Source organism: Methylocapsa polymorpha (assembly GCF_045689225.1).
GTDB lineage: Bacteria > Pseudomonadota > Alphaproteobacteria > Rhizobiales > Beijerinckiaceae > Methylocapsa > Methylocapsa polymorpha.
Window position 1 is genome coordinate 1,489,292 of sequence record NZ_CP136862.1, and the last position, 17,026, is coordinate 1,506,317.

The following is a 17,026-nucleotide window of genomic DNA, read 5'->3' on the forward strand; positions in this document are numbered from 1 at the left end:
CGCCTCCCCTCCAGACATCGGCCCGCGCCGCCATGACCTCGACGCCGCCAAGCAAAAAATGGCTGTCGCTGATCGGCATTGGCGAGGATGGCGTCAATGGTCTTTCTCCTGCCGCGCGCCTGCTGCTTGCGCAAGCTGAATTCGTCGTAGGCGGCGCCCGACATCTTGCGCTTGCCGGAAAGCTGGATGCGGAGACCATGACATGGCCTTCGCCACTGGCGGACGCTCTGCCGAAAATTCTCGCGCGACGCGGCGCGCCGGTCTGCGTGCTCGCCTCCGGCGATCCGTTCTTTTACGGCGTCGGCGCGCTCATCGCCGCGCATGTGCCAGCGCGGGAAATTGAATGCCTGCCGGCGCCCTCCGCCTTCAGCCTTGCGGCCGCGCGGCTTTGCTGGAGCCTGCAGGACTGCCGCCTTATTTCGCTGCATGGACGCGATTTCGAGCGGATCATTCCGGCGCTGCAGCCCGGCGCGAAAATTCTCTGCCTGTCCTGGGATGAGACGACGCCGCCGCGCCTCGCGAAGCTTCTTTGTGAGCGCGGCCTTGGGCAATCGAAAATCATCGTCATGGAGGCTATGGGCGGACCGAGGGAGCGCCTGCGCGAATGTACGGCCGAGGCTTTCGCCATGGATGCGATCGATCCTTTGAACCTTGTCGCAATCGAGATCAACGCCGACGCCCAGTCCCGCGTAACGCCGGTCGCGAGCGGCCTTGCCGACGACTGGTTCGAAAATGACGGCCAAATCACCAAGCGGGAAGTACGCGCCGTCGCCTTATCGGCGCTCGCGCCCAAACGTGGCGAGCTTCTTTGGGATGTCGGGGCGGGCTCGGGTTCTATTGCGATCGAATGGCTCCTTGCCGACCCGGCCAATCGCGCCATTGCGATCGAGGCGCGGGCGGAGCGCGCCGAACGCATCTTGCGCAACGCCAAGGCGCTTGGCGCGCCACAGATCGAGATCCTGACTGCGGCGGCTCCCGCCGCTTTCGCCGGCTTGCCGCAGCCGGATGCGATTTTTGTCGGCGGCGGCGCTAGCGACCAGGGACTTCTCGACGCGGCTTTCGCCGCATTGGCGGCGGGCGGCAGGCTCGTCGTCAATGCGGTGACGCTCGAAACCGAGGCGGAGCTGATCGCGCGCTTCAAAGCCCATGGTGGGGATCTCATCAGAATCGAAATCGCCCGGGCCGACCCGATCGGCGGCTTTTACGGCTGGCGGCCCGCCCGCCCGATCACGCAATGGTCGATGACGAAACGATGATCGCCATTGGGCTCGGATGCCGGAAAGGCTGCACCGGCGAAGCCATCGCCGCCCTCGTCCGGAGCGCCCTGGCCGACGCCTGTTGCAGTGATGCGCCAGCGACCCTGTTCACACACGCAGACAAACGAAACGAGCCAGGCCTCGCCGCTGCGGCGCAAGAGCTACGGATGCCTCTCGTCTTTCTTGAAGCCGAGATCTTGCAGCAAGCCTCGGGACGCGCTGCGACCCGCTCAGAGCGCGTGCTGCGCCTGTTCGGCCTGCCTTCGATCGCCGAGGCTGCGGCGCTTGCGGGAGCAGGCCCTGCATCCATCCTGCTCCTGCCGCGCATCAGCGAAGGCGGAGCGAGCTGCGCCATCGCCGGAAAGGGCAAAGCGTGACCGTGCATTTCATCGGCGCCGGCCCAGGCGCCCCCGACCTCATCACCCTGCGCGGCCGCGACCTGATCGCGCGATCGCCCGTCTGCCTCTTCGCCGGTTCCCTGGTTCCCCGCGCCTTGCTGGAGCATTGTCCGAAGGGCGCTCGCATCATCGATACGGCGCCGATGAGCCTTGACGAGATCAGCGCGGAATTGGAGCGGGCGCATCGCTCCGGCGAGGATGTCGCGCGGCTCCACTCCGGCGATCTTTCCATCTGGAGCGCCTTGGGCGAGCAGATCCGCCGGCTCGACCGGCTCGGCATTCCTTACACGATCACGCCGGGCGTTCCGGCTTTTGCGGCAGCGGCGGCGGCTTTGGGCTGCGAACTGACCTTGCCGGAAGTCGGCCAGTCGCTCGTTCTCACCCGCACGCCGGGACGTGCCTCGGCGATGCCTGAGCATGAAACGCTCGACGCCTTCGCGCGGACGCAAGCGACGCTGGCGATCCATCTCTCGATCCACGCCATCGATCAAGCAGTCGCTGATTTGACGCCGCATTATGGCGCCGATTGCCCGGCCGCGATCGTGTTTCGCGCCTCCTGGCCGGAGCAGAGAGTTATTCGCGGGACGCTTGAGACCATTGCCAAAAAGCTCAAGGAAGCGCCCATGGAGCGAACCGCGCTCATCCTCGTTGGCCGCGTGCTGGAGCCCCAGGACTTCCGCGAGAGCGCCCTTTATGACGCCGACTATCAGCGCCGGTTTCGTCGGCAAGAGACCTGAACCTAAAACGGCTTCGAAGCGCCAGCGGGCGGAGAAACGCCGAAGCCTTGATTGATGGCGGAAAACATCTGGTAAAAGCCTGACAGGACCACCAGTTCAACAAAGCCTTCCATGCCGAATTCTTGAATGCTTTGGTCCTGAAGCGCTTGGGGAATGTCCTTCCAGACCAGCGTGAAGCCCAGGACCTTTGCGGCAAGGTCGTAGGGCGCTGGAAACGCCCCGTCCAGAACGCCATCCTGCTTCAGGGCGTCGATGACCGGCAAGGGAACGCCCGCCGCTTCGGCGTGCCTGATATGATCGATCCATTCAAAAGCGGCCCCCGTGCTTCGGGCGACGGATAAAACCACGAACTGATAAATGTCGCGCGGAAGGCAGCCCTGGAACTTCAGATAAAAACCCAAGTCGTCCACTCTCCGGCAGAGCTCCGGATGGTTCATGAGCGCGGCGTAAGGACCGCCGAAATCGGCGCCCTGGGCTCTCCGCCGTTCGATCATGTCATTGTAGAGTTCGAGATCCGGCGGCGAAAGTTTTGATGGATCGAAAGGCAGCTGCGCCATGAAGGCCTCCGCTTTATTCGTGGTAGGAATAGGCTGCAAGAGCCGACGCCCAATCCCCTACCGGCGTCGCTGCGGTCTTGTCGGCCTTTACATCTATGAGGCATGGGCCGTCCCCATTGAGCGCGCGCTCGAATGCGCCCGCAAGACCGGCGGGTTCATCGACTGTTTCGCCGCGACAGCCTAACGCCCGGGCGAAACCAGCCCAGTCATGATCGGGCAACCGGGTCAATTCGTCAGGGACCGGCCCAAGCTTATGGGCGCGCAGCCAGACATTGCCAAGCGCGGCGTTGTTGATCACGACAAAGACAATCGGCAGCTTATAGCGCGCTGCGGTTGAGACCTCGATCCCGTTCATGTGCATGCAACCGTCGCCGGTAATGATGGCGACCCTGCGCTGCGGCTGCGCGCATTGAACGCCGATCGCGGCGGGAATGGCCCAGCCCATGGGGCCGAGATTGGTCGCTGAAATATAGGTCCGCGGCTCGTAAGCCTCCCAATAGTGGCCGGCGAAAGCGCGATGGGCGCCAGAATCGACAAGCAGAATGCCGTCGCGGGGGAAAACGCGTCTCAACTCGCTGATCGCGCGCGCCGGATGGATGGGAACAGCGTCGCTGGCGCAATTTTCAACATCTTGCAAGCGAGGCTTGGATCGAATGTCCGACACCCAGCCGGAACGCTCCGCAAGCGTCGCCTGCATCGGGGGTCCAAGCTCATCGCTCCTATCAAGGAGATAGGTCAGGAAGGCGCCGCAATCTCCGACGACCCCGCCGCCTTCGGAATGCATGCCGATGCTGGCCGGCGCCAAATTCACGCAAATCGCAGCGTTCGGCTTGAGTTGCAGCGACCAGTGCATCGTGTCGCGCTCGTTCAGCCCCGACGCCAGCACGATCAAAAGGTCCGGCGGCGCATCGAGCAAGGCCATGCGCGAATGATGCGTCCCAGCGTAGCCGAACACGCCCAATGACAGAGGATGATCCTCCGGGAAGACGCCTTTGGCTCTGAGGGTGGTCGCGACCGGAATTTGCCAGAGCTCGGCGAACTGCTTGAGCGCGCGCGCCGCATGGGCGTGCTCCACTCCGGCGCCGGCGAGGATTGCGATTTTGGCCGGCGGCTTGCCGCAAGACGGCCCAAGAAAATGTTGGAGCGCCGAGGTCGCAGCGGCCAGGGAAAGCGGCGCGGAATCGACAAGAGCCGGATCGATTCTCGCATAGCTGGCCGAGATTTCGTCGGTCTGGCTGTCAATGGGCAAGGAGAGATGCACCGGCCCGGATGGCCGGGTTCGAAGCTGCAGCAATGCGTGCCTGAAAAGATGCGGCAGGTTCCTCGGATTATCGATCGAGGAGGAGTAGCGGACGATCGGCTTCATGATGCTGACATCGTCGATCGTCTGGGGGCTCGCGTCCTGAAACATGCCGAGCCCTTCGATCAGCGTGCTGACCTCGCCGCTCAGCAAAAGCACCGGCGAGCCATCGGTCTGCGCCGTGGCGACCGCCGTCACCGTATTGGTGAAGCCAGGCCCCCCTATGCAGAGCGCCGCGCCGAATTTGCCGCTCGCCCTGGCGTAGCCGTCGGCCATGTAGACCGCGCCGCCCTCTTGCGCGGCGACGATCGGCGCAAGCGCCGTCTGTCTCCCGAGAGCGGGAAGAAAAGGATCGACGAGGCCGCCGGGAACCATGAACAGATGATCGATGTCCTCCGAGGCCAAGGCATGGAGAATGAAATCTGTTCCGAGCTGCATGACGATGCGTCCTGAATTTTAGTGCGAACCCAACTAGTCATTTCGAAAGCAGCCCGCGTCACCAAGGAGCCAGCGAGCAATCATATATCATGCGGTATTTTCCATCGCCGCCTTGCGCAGAGATTTTCGTTCATAGGGTAGTATGAGATTCGGGATCACTTTTGCGCGGCCATGTTTGAGGGAACAGATTTCACATTTAAACATCGCCCAGCGATCAAATCCGATTGCCCTTTGTCAAATTGCAAGTCTCGCATAGCAACTGAATGTTTCGTACAGTATTGCTTCCACCCCGAGAAAACGGGACAATGTGATCAAAGCAAAGCTTTTCTCGTGTCGAGCATTCCACGCAGCGTCCGCCGTCGCGCTGCCAAACTTCTCGCTGGACTACTCTTGGTATGGCCTCACGTCTGGGCTTAACTTCCTTAATTTTGGGCATGGAATTTAGGTCGATCGGCGTCGGAAATGGGGCGCCCAATTCGTGGTACTCGTTGAGCTCTGACTTCTGGCGCGCCTTAACCTCCGGCAGTGGCGTAGCCGCGCTCATGGCGTGGATATATTCAATTGTATCTTCAAGCTCTCGTGGATCACGGATCGTCAGCTTCAATGCTGGTTCACCGCGCCTCAGACCCGGCGACGCATAGGTATTGCTATGACGTCCAGATTCACCTGGATACTCAAGAGCAATTTCGGGGATCGTCTGCCCCTCCCGAGGGTAGGGTAGCCAGACGAAGGCAGCGTTCTCTTTGTTTGGTTGATCAGTCTGGACCACCACTCCAAGGTCAGACCTGACATCCCAAGCCTTGATCTTCGTAAGATCACGTGCCGGCTCTCCAAATTCTCGTTTGAAACGCTCGATAACCTGAGACTTCATATGCGCTAAATCCATTCTTTTGGGACGCGTTCTCATACTGATTGCTGGTGCCAAGCAGCAATCAGTTTTGTGTAATCGTGGTTCGGCCCGTGGATGGCATAATCCGGCGCATACGCGCTGGTCGCATGTGATTCAAGTTGAACTGGCCCGGCAATTTAGATTTCAAATTGACCCACCGCCGGAATTGCAAAGGCGAATTCGACCAGTGAGCTGCAGACCCGTCGCTGTGCTGGCTTATTTTGGGCACCCCCAGCGGATGCTTGCGGTCGGACGAGGAAGTCCTCAAAAAAAGGCCGAACGATCTATCGTCGAGATCTAGGAATTGGTCGCGCCTGAGGCCTAGCTGTCATCGAGCCGTGGGCGCCGAGGCTGCGTCGATGAGCCTTTTTTCGTACACAGTGACCTCCCAAGGCCTTTAGGCTATAAGCCGCAGTTCGACGGATTCTCTAACGTCTGGGATCGCCTCATGCCCCAATATCGCTCCCGCACCACCACGCATGGCCGCAATATGGCCGGAGCGCGCGGCCTCTGGCGCGCCACAGGCATGACCGACGCCGATTTTGGCAAGCCGATCATCGCCGTGGTCAATTCCTTCACCCAATTCGTGCCGGGCCATGTGCACCTGAAGGACCTTGGCCAGCTCGTGGCGCGGGAGATCGAAGCGGCGGGAGGCGTCGCCAAGGAGTTCAACACCATCGCCGTCGATGACGGCATCGCCATGGGCCATGACGGGATGCTCTATAGCCTCCCTTCCCGCGAGATCATCGCCGACTCGGTCGAATATATGGTGAACGCCCATTGCGTCGACGCCATGGTCTGCATTTCCAATTGCGACAAGATCACGCCCGGCATGCTGATGGCGGCGCTCCGCCTCAATATCCCCGCCGTCTTCGTCTCCGGCGGCCCGATGGAGGCCGGCAAGGCGATTGTGGGCGGCAAAGCCAAGGCGCTCGATCTCATCGACGCCATGGTGGCGGCGGCCGACGACAAGATCGCCGACGCGGAGGTGGCCGTCATCGAGCGCTCGGCCTGTCCGACTTGCGGCTCCTGCTCGGGGATGTTCACCGCCAATTCGATGAATTGCCTCACCGAGGCGCTCGGCCTCGCGCTTCCCGGCAATGGATCGCTGCTTGCGACCCACGCGGATCGCAAGCGGCTCTTCGTCGAAGCGGGCCATCTAATCGTCGATCTCGCCCGCCGCTATTACGAGCAGGAGGACGCCTCGGCTCTGCCGCGCGCGATCGCGAGCTTCGAAGCCTTCGAGAACGCGATGACGCTCGACATCGCCATGGGCGGCTCAACCAATACCGTGCTGCATCTTTTGGCCGCCGCCTATGAAGGCGAGGTCGACTTCACGATGCGCGACATCGACCGGCTGTCGCGCCGCGTGCCGGTTCTATGCAAGGTCGCGCCTTCGGTCGCGGACGTTCATCTCGAGGACGTGCATCGCGCCGGCGGGGTCATGGCGATTCTCGGCGAGTTGGAGCGCGCCGGGCTCATCCATGCGAACCTCCCGACGGTTCATGCGGCGACGCTCGCGCACGGCTTGGAGCGTTGGGACGTGCGGCGGACAGCGAGCGACGCGGCGGCGCATTTCTACCGCGCGGCTCCCGGCGGCGTTCCGACCCAGGTCGCCTTCAGCCAGGACAAGCGATTCGATGCGCTCGATCTCGATCGCGAATCCGGAACCATCCGGGATGCGGCGCACGCCTTCTCCAAGGATGGCGGTCTGGCCGTCCTCTATGGCAATCTCGCCGAGGACGGGTCGATCGTGAAGACGGCCGGCGTCGACGCCTCGAACCTGACATTCTCCGGCCCAGCCCGCATCTTCGAGAGTCAGGACTCCGCGGTGGAGGCCATCCTGGGCGACAAGATCAAGGCCGGCGACGTGGTGGTCATCCGCTACGAAGGGCCACGCGGCGGCCCAGGCATGCAGGAGATGCTCTATCCGACGAGCTATCTCAAGTCGAAGGGACTCGGTAAAGCCTGCGCGCTCATTACGGATGGCCGCTTCTCCGGCGGCACCTCGGGGCTTTCGATCGGCCATGTCTCGCCGGAAGCGGCGGAGGGCGGGGCCATCGGCCTTGTGGAAGACGGCGACCTCATCGAGATCGACATTCCGAACCGGCGCATCCATCTCGCCGTGTCGGACGAAGTGATCGCCCGCCGCCGCACCGCGATGGAAGCCAAGGGCAAATCGGCTTGGAAACCGGCGAGTCGCGCCCGAAAAATCTCGACGGCGCTGCAAGCCTATGCGGCCTTGACGACCAGCGCCGCGCGCGGTGCGGTGAGGAATGTCGCGCAGGCCGTTTCGCGGTGAGCGAAACGGCCTGCGCGCTCGGCCTGGAGGCGCGCTGAACCATTCGTCAAGAAGCTTCGCGAACATGCGGGCGAATTAGCGAACGTGCGTCGAGCGATTCGCCCACGCATCTGCGGAACGCGCGCGCTTGAAACATTCCCTTCATTTCTGTCGTGTCCTATTCTTTCGGAGCTTTCGAATCGAAAAAGATTCGAAGAGCGCGCGGCTATCGGCTGCTTGAAGATTGAAATCCCGCGATCCGACGAAAGACAGGATCATGAGCGAAATTCATTCTCTTTTCATCATCGCCTTCATAGCTGTGCTGGCGCCCTTGCTCGCTCGATTGCCGACGCTTCTTCGAACGCCCGTGGTTGTCCTCGAATTGGCGCTTGGAATATTGATCGGCCCCAGCGGCGCCGGTTGGGTCACAAGCGAGGGCGCCATCGGATTTCTCGGGGAATTTGGCCTCATATTCTTGTTTTTCCAAGCAGGCTTCGAGTTCGATCCTGACAAAATCAAGGGCGCGCCTCTGCGTCTTGGCGCGCTCGCATGGCTCTTTTCGCTGGCCTTGGCCTGCGGTTTCATCGGACTGCTCTATTTGGTCGGCCTTGTGGACGCGCCTCTGCTCGTCGCGCTCGTCTTGCCGACGACGGCGTTCGGCATACTCATTCCAATCCTCCGCCAAACCGGCGACCTCGACAGCGATTTTGGCCGTTATGTCCTCGGGGCGGCGGCTATCGGTGAACTCGGCCCCGTTGTCCTCGCCTCGGTGGTGCTGGCGCATGCGCACCACCATCTGCATCAGACGCTTTTGAGCATGGTATTTCTGGCGGCCGCGATCGGAGCGATCTTTTTCGCGAGGAACCTGCGCTCCGACGGATTGTCGCTCATGATCGCGCGCTGGATGGGCGACAGCTCGATTCTGCCGGTCCGAATCTCAATCTTGATTCTGCTCGCGCTTGTCTCGCTCGCCAATGAGCTCGGCATGGAGATTGTCCTCGGCGCCTACACCGCCGGAATGGCGATCGCAATGCTGGTGCGCGACACCAAAGCGGAGATCCTCGAAGATCGGCTGACGTCGATCGGCTCCGGTTTTTTTATTCCATTGTTCTTCATAACAAGCGGCGTCGAATTCGACCTGCCCGCGCTGGTGACTAGCCCGGCGAGCCTCGCCCGCCTTTTCCTCTTTTGCGCGGCCTTTCTATTCATCCGCATTCTTCCCGTTCGTTTGTACAAGCGCGTGCTCCCGGAGCGCGATCTGCTTCCGCTTGCTCTTTTTTCCTCGACCACGCTGTCGCTTGTCGTCGCCGTGACATATCTGGGCGTGCGAACAGGCCACATGCTGCCCGAGAACGCTTCGGCCCTCGTGGGCGCCGCCGTCATATCGGTCGCGGTCTTTCCGACCCTCGCCATTTCGCTTCGTGCGCAGTCGGACGAAGAGCGAGCGGATGGCTTCCTCGCCGTCGCCGCCCGCCGCGCCGCCGATTTCGCCTCGCCGCGGCTGTCTCGGTTCATGCTCTTCATTACTCAGAAAAGCTGGGGAAGGCAGTGACCTCGAAAGCCGATTAGCAGTTTGCTTCCGGCCGCGCTGGACCGCCAACAGACGCACAGCAAAGTTGGTTTGGCTTGGAGCAGGAGGTCGTCTGGCAGTTCACGGAGTTGAGAACGGATCAACTGTAAACAGACCCGTGTCGGTTGAGACAATCACATACTCCACAGCGCTCGTCGGCCGGCGGCAAGAGTTGGGTCTCGAATCATTTCTCGGACCGGGCGCATATCATTACATCACTGTTACATACCGGTCTTATAAGCCCGCGATGACGGCGGCCCAGCGACATGGGCTCGCCGCATCTGCGCATGCGTAGCCTTCAATGCGCCGCTCATCAACTTTGGGGGAACTGAACAAAATGGAGAATAGAGTTATCTCCGCCTGTCTTGCGGCGGCTCTCGTCGTCGCCCCGGCCGGCATCCGTGCGGACGAGCGCGATTTCGACGACCATCGCGCTCACACCACGACGCCGATCAAGCATATCGTCGTGATCTTCCAAGAAAACGTCTCGTTCGACCACTATTTCGGCACCTATCCTGTGGTGAAGAACTTGGCGGGCGAGACGCCGTTCAAAGCGTCGAAAGACACCCCGAAAAGCATCAACACCCTGCTCACGCCGCTCGACCCGAACAATCATTTTGCGCCGCTCAAGAGCCTCGATCTCATCAACAAGAATCCAAACGGCCCTCTCGGCTCCGGCGCGGCGATCAATGGCGCCGACGCATCCAATCCAATCCGCCTGACGCCGGCGCAGGCGCTAACCGCGGACCAGGGGCATAATTATCTCCCCGAGCAACAAGCCTACAATAATGGGAAGATGGACTCTTTTCCGAAATATACGGGTGTAGGCGGCACGCCGTCGGGCTTCGGCAAGAACCTCGTGATGGGCTATTATGACGGCAATACCGTCACCGCCTTCTGGAACTACGCCCAGCATTTCGCCTTGAGCGACAATTTCTGGACAACGACATTCGGACCTTCGACGCCTGGCGCCCTTAACCTGATCTCAGGGCAGACCAATGGTTTCAACGCCTCGGCGAACGTTGTCGACGGCTCCGGGCATCTGCTTCATGCGACGCATGAGGTTCCTGACGGCCAAGGCAATTATACCGAAATCGGCGACGGCGATCCCCTCTACGACGTTTGCTCCACCACCACCGGCGACGTGGTCGCGATGCACGGACGCAACATCGGCGATCTGCTCAACGCCAAGAACGTCACATGGGGTTGGTTCGAGGGAGGCTTCGACCTCACCGTGGTCAATCCCGATGGGTCAACAGGATGCGCGCGCCAATCCACCACGACGGCGCCTGGCGCACTCACGTTCACGTCGGCTGACTATATCCCGCATCACCAGCCTTTCCAATATTATGCGTCGACGCGGAATCCGACCCACGCCCGCCCAAGCTCCGTGGCGGCGATCGGACACAGCCTGATCCCGCACACAACGACGCAGGAGCCGGCGAACCATCAATACGACATCAATGATTTCTTCGCCGCGCTCGCGGCACGGAACCTGCCTTCGGTCAGCTTCCTCAAGGCCTCGGGCTTCGAAGACGGCCATCCCGGCTATTCGGATCCGCTCGACGAGCAGCACTTCGTCGTCAGGGTGATCAACGCCTTGCAGAAGAGCTCGGACTGGGACGACACCGCCGTGATCATCGCCTATGACGATTCCGACGGCTGGTACGATCATCAGATGCCGCCGATCGTCGACCCTTCGGCGACCGCGGAGGATGCGCTGAACCTCGCCAACTTATGCGACAATGGCGTGCAGCAGGGAAGGACCACGCCAACCACGCCGCTCAAAGGCAGCTTCGGCTCGCCTGTCCAGGGTCGCTGCGGCTACGGAACCCGCGTGCCTCTGCTCGTGGTCTCGCCCTATGCGAAGGTCAACCACGTCGACCATACCCTGACCGACCAAAGCTCGATCCTGCGCTTCATCGAGGACAACTGGCTGTCCGGTGAGCGCGTCCAGGCAGGCGGGTCATTCGACACGATCGCCGGGCTGCTCACCAATCTGTTCGACTTTGACAGGCGAGACGATTTCGGGCCGGCCAAGCTGATCCTTGATGAGAAGACCGGCACCGTGACCTTTGTTTCCCGCTTCAATGACGATGGTCGCTGACGCGGCGCGACCGTTCGGCTAGGATCGGCACTTCTGGTTTGATCCGACCCAAGAAGGGCTCGTCCGCAGCGATGCGGGCGGGCCCTTCTATTTGATCGCCGCATCGCAAGCGGCGACTTTCGGGCGCGGTTTCGTCGACGCGGCGCGAGGCCGAGTTCGGCAAGCGAAGCAGGTCCATCGTCTTGTCGAATTGGACGGCCTCCATTCATGCGCCGGCGCCGCGAAGAAAGGGCGTCGCGCGCTCGTCAGACCGCCCGCCGTCGACTCTCCCGCCTCCACTTTCTTCAGCCGAATTTACTAAAGCTTGCGCCGGGGCCGTTTTAGGTGAATTTGGGGTCCCCTGGGGCGGGCGCATTCGGCTGGAGATCAATGGACCGAGATCTGCGCATTGTCGTGATCGATAAAAACCCCTTGCGCGCCGCTATTCTCGAAGACGGTCTGCGCGAGGCTGGGCACTTGAGCGTGGTGCGCATCGACGACACTATGGACCTGCTCGACCGCATCCGCGGGGTCGATCCCGACGTCATCCTCATCGATCTCGAAAGCCCAAGCCGCGACATTCTCGAACAAATGTTTCAGGTGAGCCGCACGGTGGCGCGCCCGGTCGCCATGTTCGTCGATCAGTCCGATTCCGCAATGATCGACGCAGCGATCGACGCCGGGGTGTCCGCCTATATCGTCGACGGCTTGCGCAAAGAGCGCGTCAAGCCGATCCTCGACACAACGATCAGCCGGTTCAACGCCTTCGCCAGGCTCAAGGACGAGCTGGAGCGGACGAAGTCCCAGCTCGAGGACCGCAAGGCGATCGACCGGGCGAAGGCGCTCGTCATGCGCGCCAAGTCAATTTCGGAAGAGCAGGCCTACGCTCTCATGCGCAAGGCGGCGATGAACGAAAACAAGAAGATAGCCGACATCGCCCGTTCCATCATCACGGCCGCGGAGCTCTTGCGATGACGAAAAAGCTGCGCGTCGGATATGTGCCCTTGACCGACGCTGCGCTGCTCCATGTGGCCAAGGCGAAACATTTCGCGGCCGCGCGGGGGCTCGATCTCGAACTCATCCGAGAATCCTCCTGGGCGAACATTCGCGACAAGCTCATCCTGGGACATTTCGAGGCGGCGCATATGTTGGCGCCGGCCGCGATCGCATCCTCGATCGGGATCGGCCAGATGGAGACGCGGCTTGTGGCCCCAGTGGCGCTTGGGCTCAATGGCAATGCGATCACGGTCTCAGGCGCGCTTTTTGACGCCCTGCGGCAGGAGGCGGAAGGCGATTTCGCCGACCCTCGCCTGACCGCGAAGGCGCTCGCCCGGATCGTCGCCAAGCGGCAGCAGAAGGGCGAACCCGCCCTGACCTTCGGCCATGTCTTCCCGTTCTCCAGCCATCATTATCAACTGCGCCTGTGGATGCGCGCCGGCGGCGTCGACCCGGACGAAGACGTGCGGCTCGTTGTTGCGCCGCCGCCTTTCATGGTGGAAACGCTTCGCAAAGGCCATGTGGACGGGTTTTGCGTCGGCGCGCCGTGGAATTCGCTGGCGGTCGCGGCAGGCGTCGGAATCATCCTCCATACGGGCCCGGCCCTGGTGCGCGATTGCCCTGAAAAGGTGCTGGCGTTTCGCGCCGACTGGGCGGAGTCGAATGCGGCCGACGTCCGCGCGCTGGCGGAAGCGGTTGGCGAAGCCTCGATGTGGGCGACCGACGCGGCCAATAGGAAAGCCCTGGCGGCGCTGCTCGCTTCAGTTTCCGAGCCCGGCGTGAGCGCGGAAACCATCGCCCACATCCTTGAAGATCCGATTGCCGCAAGCGGTCCGGTTGTCGCGGCCGCGGGCCTGCGGCTCGACCCTGCCGCGATCAAAGCGCATCGGTCTCATGCGCTTTGGCTGTTCGCCCAGATGGTCGCCGCCGGACAGGTCGCCTACTCGCCGGCGTTGGCAGACGCCGCGGCAAGGGTCTACCGGCCCGATCTGGGCCCGGAGATCCTGGAGCCGATCGATGCTCCGCGCGCATTCGACGGCCCCGCATTTTCGCCGGATGATCTTCCCGCTTACCTGGCCGCGCTTCGAGGCCCGCCGCGAGGATAAATTGCGAGAACACCGCCTAACAAATGTTCTTCCTGCGCAATTATAAAGCAGTTTGGAAGATTGAAGACGTCCACGCAAGGCCAAACTCTCTAACTTTGCGATCACTTCGCCTCCTCCCGACTTGGCGCGGGCCTTGCTTGTTAATCCAGACGCGGGATCGCCATCTCGTGAACCCACGCGGGGTCCAATGACGGGCCCGGCACTTCAGCAGCGCCGCTGACCGACCCCAAGAACCTGGGGTCCGTCAGCGGCGTTTTTTTTGTTCTTGGAGCCCGCGCATGGATGCAAGTTTTTCGGCGCCCGCATTAAGGCTGACGCGCCGCGCGCTTTTGACATCGAGCGCCCGCATCGCCGGCGCAAGCGCGCTTGTCGCCGCCGCCCAAAGCGCTTTCCCCGGCGGCGCTTTCGCGGAGCCAACAGGGCCTGAGGTCTCGAAGGTCGTCCTCGGCTATATCGCGCTGACCGACGCCGCGCCGCTGATCGTCGCCAAGGAAAAGGGCTTCTTCGACAAGGTCGGCCTGACCGACGCGGTCGTCGCCAAACAGGCCTCATGGGGCGCGACGCGCGACAATCTCGTTCTCGGCGCCGAGGCCAACGGCATTGACGGCGCGCATATCCTCTCGCCCATGCCCTACCTGATCTCGGCCGGCAGAGTGACGCAGAACAACGCGCCCACGCCAATGTATGTGCTCGCGCGCCTCAACTACGACAGTCAGGGGATCTCCGTCGCGAACGAATACAAGGCGATGAAAGTCGGCCTTGACTCGTCTCCTCTCAGAGATGTCTTCGCCAAAAAAAGGACCGAAGGCAAAGAGGTGAAGGTCGCCATGACCTTTCCCGGCGGCACGCATGACCTTTGGCTCCGCTATTGGCTCGCCGCCGGCGGCATCGATCCCGACAAGGACGTCTCGACCATTGTCGTGCCGCCGCCCCAAATGGTGGCGAATATGAAAGTGGGCAACATGGACGCTTTCTGCGTCGGCGAGCCTTGGAACGAGCAACTGGTCAATCAAGGCGTTGGCTTCACCGCCTGCATGACCGGGGAAATCTGGCCGCGACATCCGGAGAAGGCGCTCGGCCTGCGCGCGGATTTCGTCGACAAATATCCGAGAGCTGCGAAAGCCTTGCTCATCGCCGTGATGGAGGCGCAGCAATGGTGCGACAAGTTCGAGAACAAGGAAGAGATGGCGACGATTTTGGGCAAGCGGCAATGGCTGAACGCGCCCGCGCCGGATGTGCTCGGGCGACTGAAAGGCGACATTAATTACGGCGACGGTCGCGTCGCAAAGGGCACTGATCTCTACATGAAATTCTGGGCGGGCGGAGTTTCCTATCCGTTCAAGAGCCATGACGCGTGGTTCGTCGCCGAGGACATTCGCTGGGGCAAGTTCGATCCCTCGACCGACATCAAGGCGCTGATCGATAAGGTGAACCGCGAGGATCTTTGGCGCGACGCCGCAAGGACCCTTGGCGTTGCGGCTGGCGATATTCCGCCAACGACGTCGCGCGGCAAGGAGACTTTCTTCGATGGCAAGGTTTTCGATCCCGCCGATCCATTTGACTACCTCAAAAGCCTGACCATCAAGCGCATCGCCTGACGCCGCTCCACGATCCTTGCCGTCTTTATGGAGACCTTCATGCCCATCACGGCATTGCAGCAGAAATTCGAGGCCGAACCCAATTGCGCGCGTCCGGCGCCTAAGCGAACGCGCATGTTGCGATTGATTGCGGCGTTTTGGATGGGCGCGGCGTCGGCGGCCGGGGCGTTCCTGCAGCGCGCCGTCCGCAACATTGCGCCGCCGCTCATCACGTTCGGCCTTATCCTTTTCGTCTGGCAAATCTTATACGGACGGCCGGGAGCCACTTTGCCGGCGCCCTCCGTCGTATGGTTGCAGGCGGGCGATCTGATCCAGCATCCTTTCTTCGACAATGGCCCGCAGGATATCGGCCTTGGCTGGCGCGTGTGGGTGTCGCTTCAGCGCGTGATGATCGGTTTCGGGCTTGCTACCGGGGTTGGCGTCTTTCTCGGCGCGCTGGTCGGCCAATCTGTGTGGGCGATGCGGGGGCTCGACCCAATCTTTCAGGTGCTGCGCACGGTGCCGCCCCTCGCCTGGCTGCCGCTTGCGCTCGCCGCCTTTCGCGACAGCAACCCTTCCGCGATCTTCGTGATCTTCATCACCAGCGTCTGGCCGATCATCATCAACACTGCCGTGGGCGTCCGCAACATCCCGCAGGATTATCGCAATGTCGCATTGGTCCTGCGCCTCAACCCTTTCGAGTTCTTTTCCAAGATCATGATCCCAGCGGCCGCCCCCTATATCTTCACGGGGCTGCGCATCGGCATCGGCCTCGCCTGGCTCGCGATCGTGGCGGCCGAAATGCTCACCGGAGGCGTCGGCATCGGTTTCTTCATCTGGGACGCCTGGAACTCGTCGCGCTTGCCCGACATCATCGTCGCGCTTGGCTACATCGGCGTCACAGGGTTCGCCCTTGACCGCCTCGTCGGCGCAATCGGCTCAGTCGTCACACGCGGCGTATCCGCACATTGAAGGAGTCGACATGACCTATTCCTATCTCAAGGTCGATCATGTGGCGAAAAGTTTTTCGCGCAGCGGCTCGACGACGGAAGTCTTGACGGATGTCGATTTAGCAATCGAAAAAGGCCAATTCGTTTCGATCATCGGCCATTCCGGCTGCGGCAAGTCAACCCTTCTCAACCTCATAGCGGGTCTGACGCCGGTGACCTTTGGCGCTATTCTGCTGGAAGATCGCGAGGTCAACAGCCCCGGCCCGGACCGCGCCATCGTGTTTCAAAACCATAGCCTCCTGCCCTGGCTCACGGTCTATGGCAATGTGAGACTCGCGGTCGACAAGGTTTTCGGGGGGACCAAGTCGCGGGCCGAAAGGCATCGCTGGTGCATGCACAATCTCGATCTCGTTCAGATGTCGCACGCCAAGGACAAGCGGCCGTCCGAGATCTCAGGCGGCATGAAGCAGCGCGTCGGCCTCGCGCGGGCCCTCGCCATGGAGCCGAAGGTGCTTCTTCTCGACGAGCCTTTCGGCGCGCTTGACGCGCTGACGCGAGCCCATCTGCAGGACAGCGTCATGCGCATCCACGCTACGCTCGGCAACACGGTCATCATGATCACGCATGACGTCGATGAAGCCGTTCTTCTCTCCGACCGCATCGTCATGATGACCAATGGCCCGGCGGCGCGCATTGGCGAAGTGCTCGAAGTGCCGCTAGCGCGGCCGCGCCAAAGGCTCGAGCTCGCCGCCGACCCGGCTTACATCCACTCGCGCGAGATGGTCCTGAAATTCCTCTACGAACGCCACCGCTTCGTCGAGGCCGCGTGACTTCGCCACGCCAAGCCGCAACTTTGAAGCCCGGACATTGTAGATCAATCCAGAA

General features: G+C 61.8%; 14 protein-coding genes. 11 read left to right on the plus strand and 3 right to left on the minus strand.

The annotated features are described in order from the left end of the window. Positions 1-32 precede the first annotated feature (32 nt). Genes cbiE through cobM form a run of 3 tightly spaced genes read left to right on the plus strand, consistent with a single transcriptional unit; the run spans position 33 to position 2,391 of the window. Positions 33-1,256, plus strand: coding sequence for a precorrin-6y C5,15-methyltransferase (decarboxylating) subunit CbiE (gene cbiE, locus RZS28_RS06985; RefSeq protein ID WP_407340607.1), 1,224 nt, complete (start codon positions 33-35; stop codon positions 1,254-1,256). Beyond that, entirely contained in the window at positions 1,235-1,633 is a 399-nt protein-coding gene (locus RZS28_RS06990; RefSeq protein WP_407340608.1) for a cobalamin biosynthesis protein, read from the plus strand. Before cbiE ends, RZS28_RS06990 begins: the two co-directional genes overlap by 22 nt. Continuing rightward, entirely contained in the window at positions 1,630-2,391 is a 762-nt protein-coding gene (gene cobM / locus RZS28_RS06995; protein ID WP_407340609.1) for a precorrin-4 C(11)-methyltransferase, read from the plus strand. The genes RZS28_RS06990 and cobM overlap by 4 nt, the downstream gene beginning before the upstream one ends. A 2-nt stretch (positions 2,392-2,393) precedes the next feature. Here cobM and RZS28_RS07000 read toward each other — a convergent pair whose 3' ends face one another. The 3 genes from RZS28_RS07000 to RZS28_RS07010 form a co-directional block, all read right to left on the minus strand. Next, complete coding sequence (locus RZS28_RS07000) at positions 2,394-2,948, minus strand: carboxymuconolactone decarboxylase (protein ID WP_407340610.1); 555 nt, start codon at positions 2,946-2,948, stop codon at positions 2,394-2,396. A 13-nt stretch (positions 2,949-2,961) separates the two neighbouring features. After that, positions 2,962-4,686, minus strand: a complete 1,725-nt coding sequence (locus RZS28_RS07005; protein ID WP_407340611.1) for a thiamine pyrophosphate-binding protein — start codon at positions 4,684-4,686, stop codon at positions 2,962-2,964. A gap of 214 nt (positions 4,687-4,900) precedes the next feature. After that, positions 4,901-5,557, minus strand: a complete 657-nt coding sequence (locus RZS28_RS07010) for an HNH endonuclease (RefSeq protein WP_407340612.1) — start codon at positions 5,555-5,557, stop codon at positions 4,901-4,903. A gap of 466 nt (positions 5,558-6,023) precedes the next feature. Here RZS28_RS07010 and ilvD point away from each other — a divergent pair, with 466 nt between their 5' ends. The 8 genes from ilvD to RZS28_RS07050 all read left to right on the plus strand — a co-directional run bounded on the left by ilvD (position 6,024) and on the right by RZS28_RS07050 (position 16,971). After that, positions 6,024-7,877, plus strand: coding sequence for a dihydroxy-acid dehydratase (gene ilvD / locus RZS28_RS07015; protein ID WP_407340613.1), 1,854 nt, complete (start codon positions 6,024-6,026; stop codon positions 7,875-7,877). A 256-nt stretch (positions 7,878-8,133) separates the two neighbouring features. Continuing rightward, a complete protein-coding gene (locus tag RZS28_RS07020; RefSeq protein WP_407340614.1) occupies positions 8,134-9,408 on the plus strand; it encodes a cation:proton antiporter in 1,275 nt (424 codons plus the stop codon). 355 nt (positions 9,409-9,763) lie between these two features. Further along, complete coding sequence (locus tag RZS28_RS07025) at positions 9,764-11,533, plus strand: phospholipase C (RefSeq protein ID WP_407340615.1); 1,770 nt, start codon at positions 9,764-9,766, stop codon at positions 11,531-11,533. A gap of 369 nt (positions 11,534-11,902) precedes the next feature. Further along, positions 11,903-12,487 (plus strand): ANTAR domain-containing response regulator, encoded by a 585-nt coding sequence (locus RZS28_RS07030; RefSeq protein WP_407340616.1) that lies wholly within the window; start codon positions 11,903-11,905, stop codon positions 12,485-12,487. Further along, entirely contained in the window at positions 12,484-13,614 is a 1,131-nt protein-coding gene (locus RZS28_RS07035; RefSeq protein ID WP_407340617.1) for a CmpA/NrtA family ABC transporter substrate-binding protein, read from the plus strand. The genes RZS28_RS07030 and RZS28_RS07035 overlap by 4 nt, the downstream gene beginning before the upstream one ends. A gap of 278 nt (positions 13,615-13,892) precedes the next feature. Beyond that, complete coding sequence (locus tag RZS28_RS07040; RefSeq protein WP_407340618.1) at positions 13,893-15,212, plus strand: CmpA/NrtA family ABC transporter substrate-binding protein; 1,320 nt, start codon at positions 13,893-13,895, stop codon at positions 15,210-15,212. Positions 15,213-15,353: 141 nt separating this feature from the next. Further along, a complete protein-coding gene (gene ntrB, locus RZS28_RS07045; RefSeq protein WP_407341064.1) occupies positions 15,354-16,163 on the plus strand; it encodes a nitrate ABC transporter permease in 810 nt (269 codons plus the stop codon). Between the two features lie 10 nt (positions 16,164-16,173). Beyond that, a complete protein-coding gene (locus RZS28_RS07050; protein WP_407340619.1) occupies positions 16,174-16,971 on the plus strand; it encodes an ABC transporter ATP-binding protein in 798 nt (265 codons plus the stop codon). Positions 16,972-17,026: the final 55 nt, after the last annotated feature.

Bases quoted from the DNA above. Each gene is read 5' to 3' on its own strand.
- cbiE (WP_407340607.1), top strand. From the start codon at position 33: ATGACCTCGACGCCGCCAAGCAAAAAATGGCTGTCGCTGATCGGCATT.
- RZS28_RS06990 (WP_407340608.1), top strand. From the start codon at position 1,235: ATGGTCGATGACGAAACGATGATCGCCATTGGGCTCGGATGCCGGAAA.
- RZS28_RS07000 (WP_407340610.1), bottom strand. From the start codon at position 2,948: ATGGCGCAGCTGCCTTTCGATCCATCAAAACTTTCGCCGCCGGATCTC.
- RZS28_RS07005 (WP_407340611.1), bottom strand. From the start codon at position 4,686: ATGCAGCTCGGAACAGATTTCATTCTCCATGCCTTGGCCTCGGAGGAC.
- RZS28_RS07010 (WP_407340612.1), bottom strand. From the start codon at position 5,557: ATGAAGTCTCAGGTTATCGAGCGTTTCAAACGAGAATTTGGAGAGCCG.
- ilvD (WP_407340613.1), top strand. From the start codon at position 6,024: ATGCCCCAATATCGCTCCCGCACCACCACGCATGGCCGCAATATGGCC.
- RZS28_RS07020 (WP_407340614.1), top strand. From the start codon at position 8,134: ATGAGCGAAATTCATTCTCTTTTCATCATCGCCTTCATAGCTGTGCTG.
- RZS28_RS07025 (WP_407340615.1), top strand. From the start codon at position 9,764: ATGGAGAATAGAGTTATCTCCGCCTGTCTTGCGGCGGCTCTCGTCGTC.
- RZS28_RS07030 (WP_407340616.1), top strand. From the start codon at position 11,903: ATGGACCGAGATCTGCGCATTGTCGTGATCGATAAAAACCCCTTGCGC.
- RZS28_RS07035 (WP_407340617.1), top strand. From the start codon at position 12,484: ATGACGAAAAAGCTGCGCGTCGGATATGTGCCCTTGACCGACGCTGCG.
- RZS28_RS07040 (WP_407340618.1), top strand. From the start codon at position 13,893: ATGGATGCAAGTTTTTCGGCGCCCGCATTAAGGCTGACGCGCCGCGCG.
- ntrB (WP_407341064.1), top strand. From the start codon at position 15,354: ATGGGCGCGGCGTCGGCGGCCGGGGCGTTCCTGCAGCGCGCCGTCCGC.
- RZS28_RS07050 (WP_407340619.1), top strand. From the start codon at position 16,174: ATGACCTATTCCTATCTCAAGGTCGATCATGTGGCGAAAAGTTTTTCG.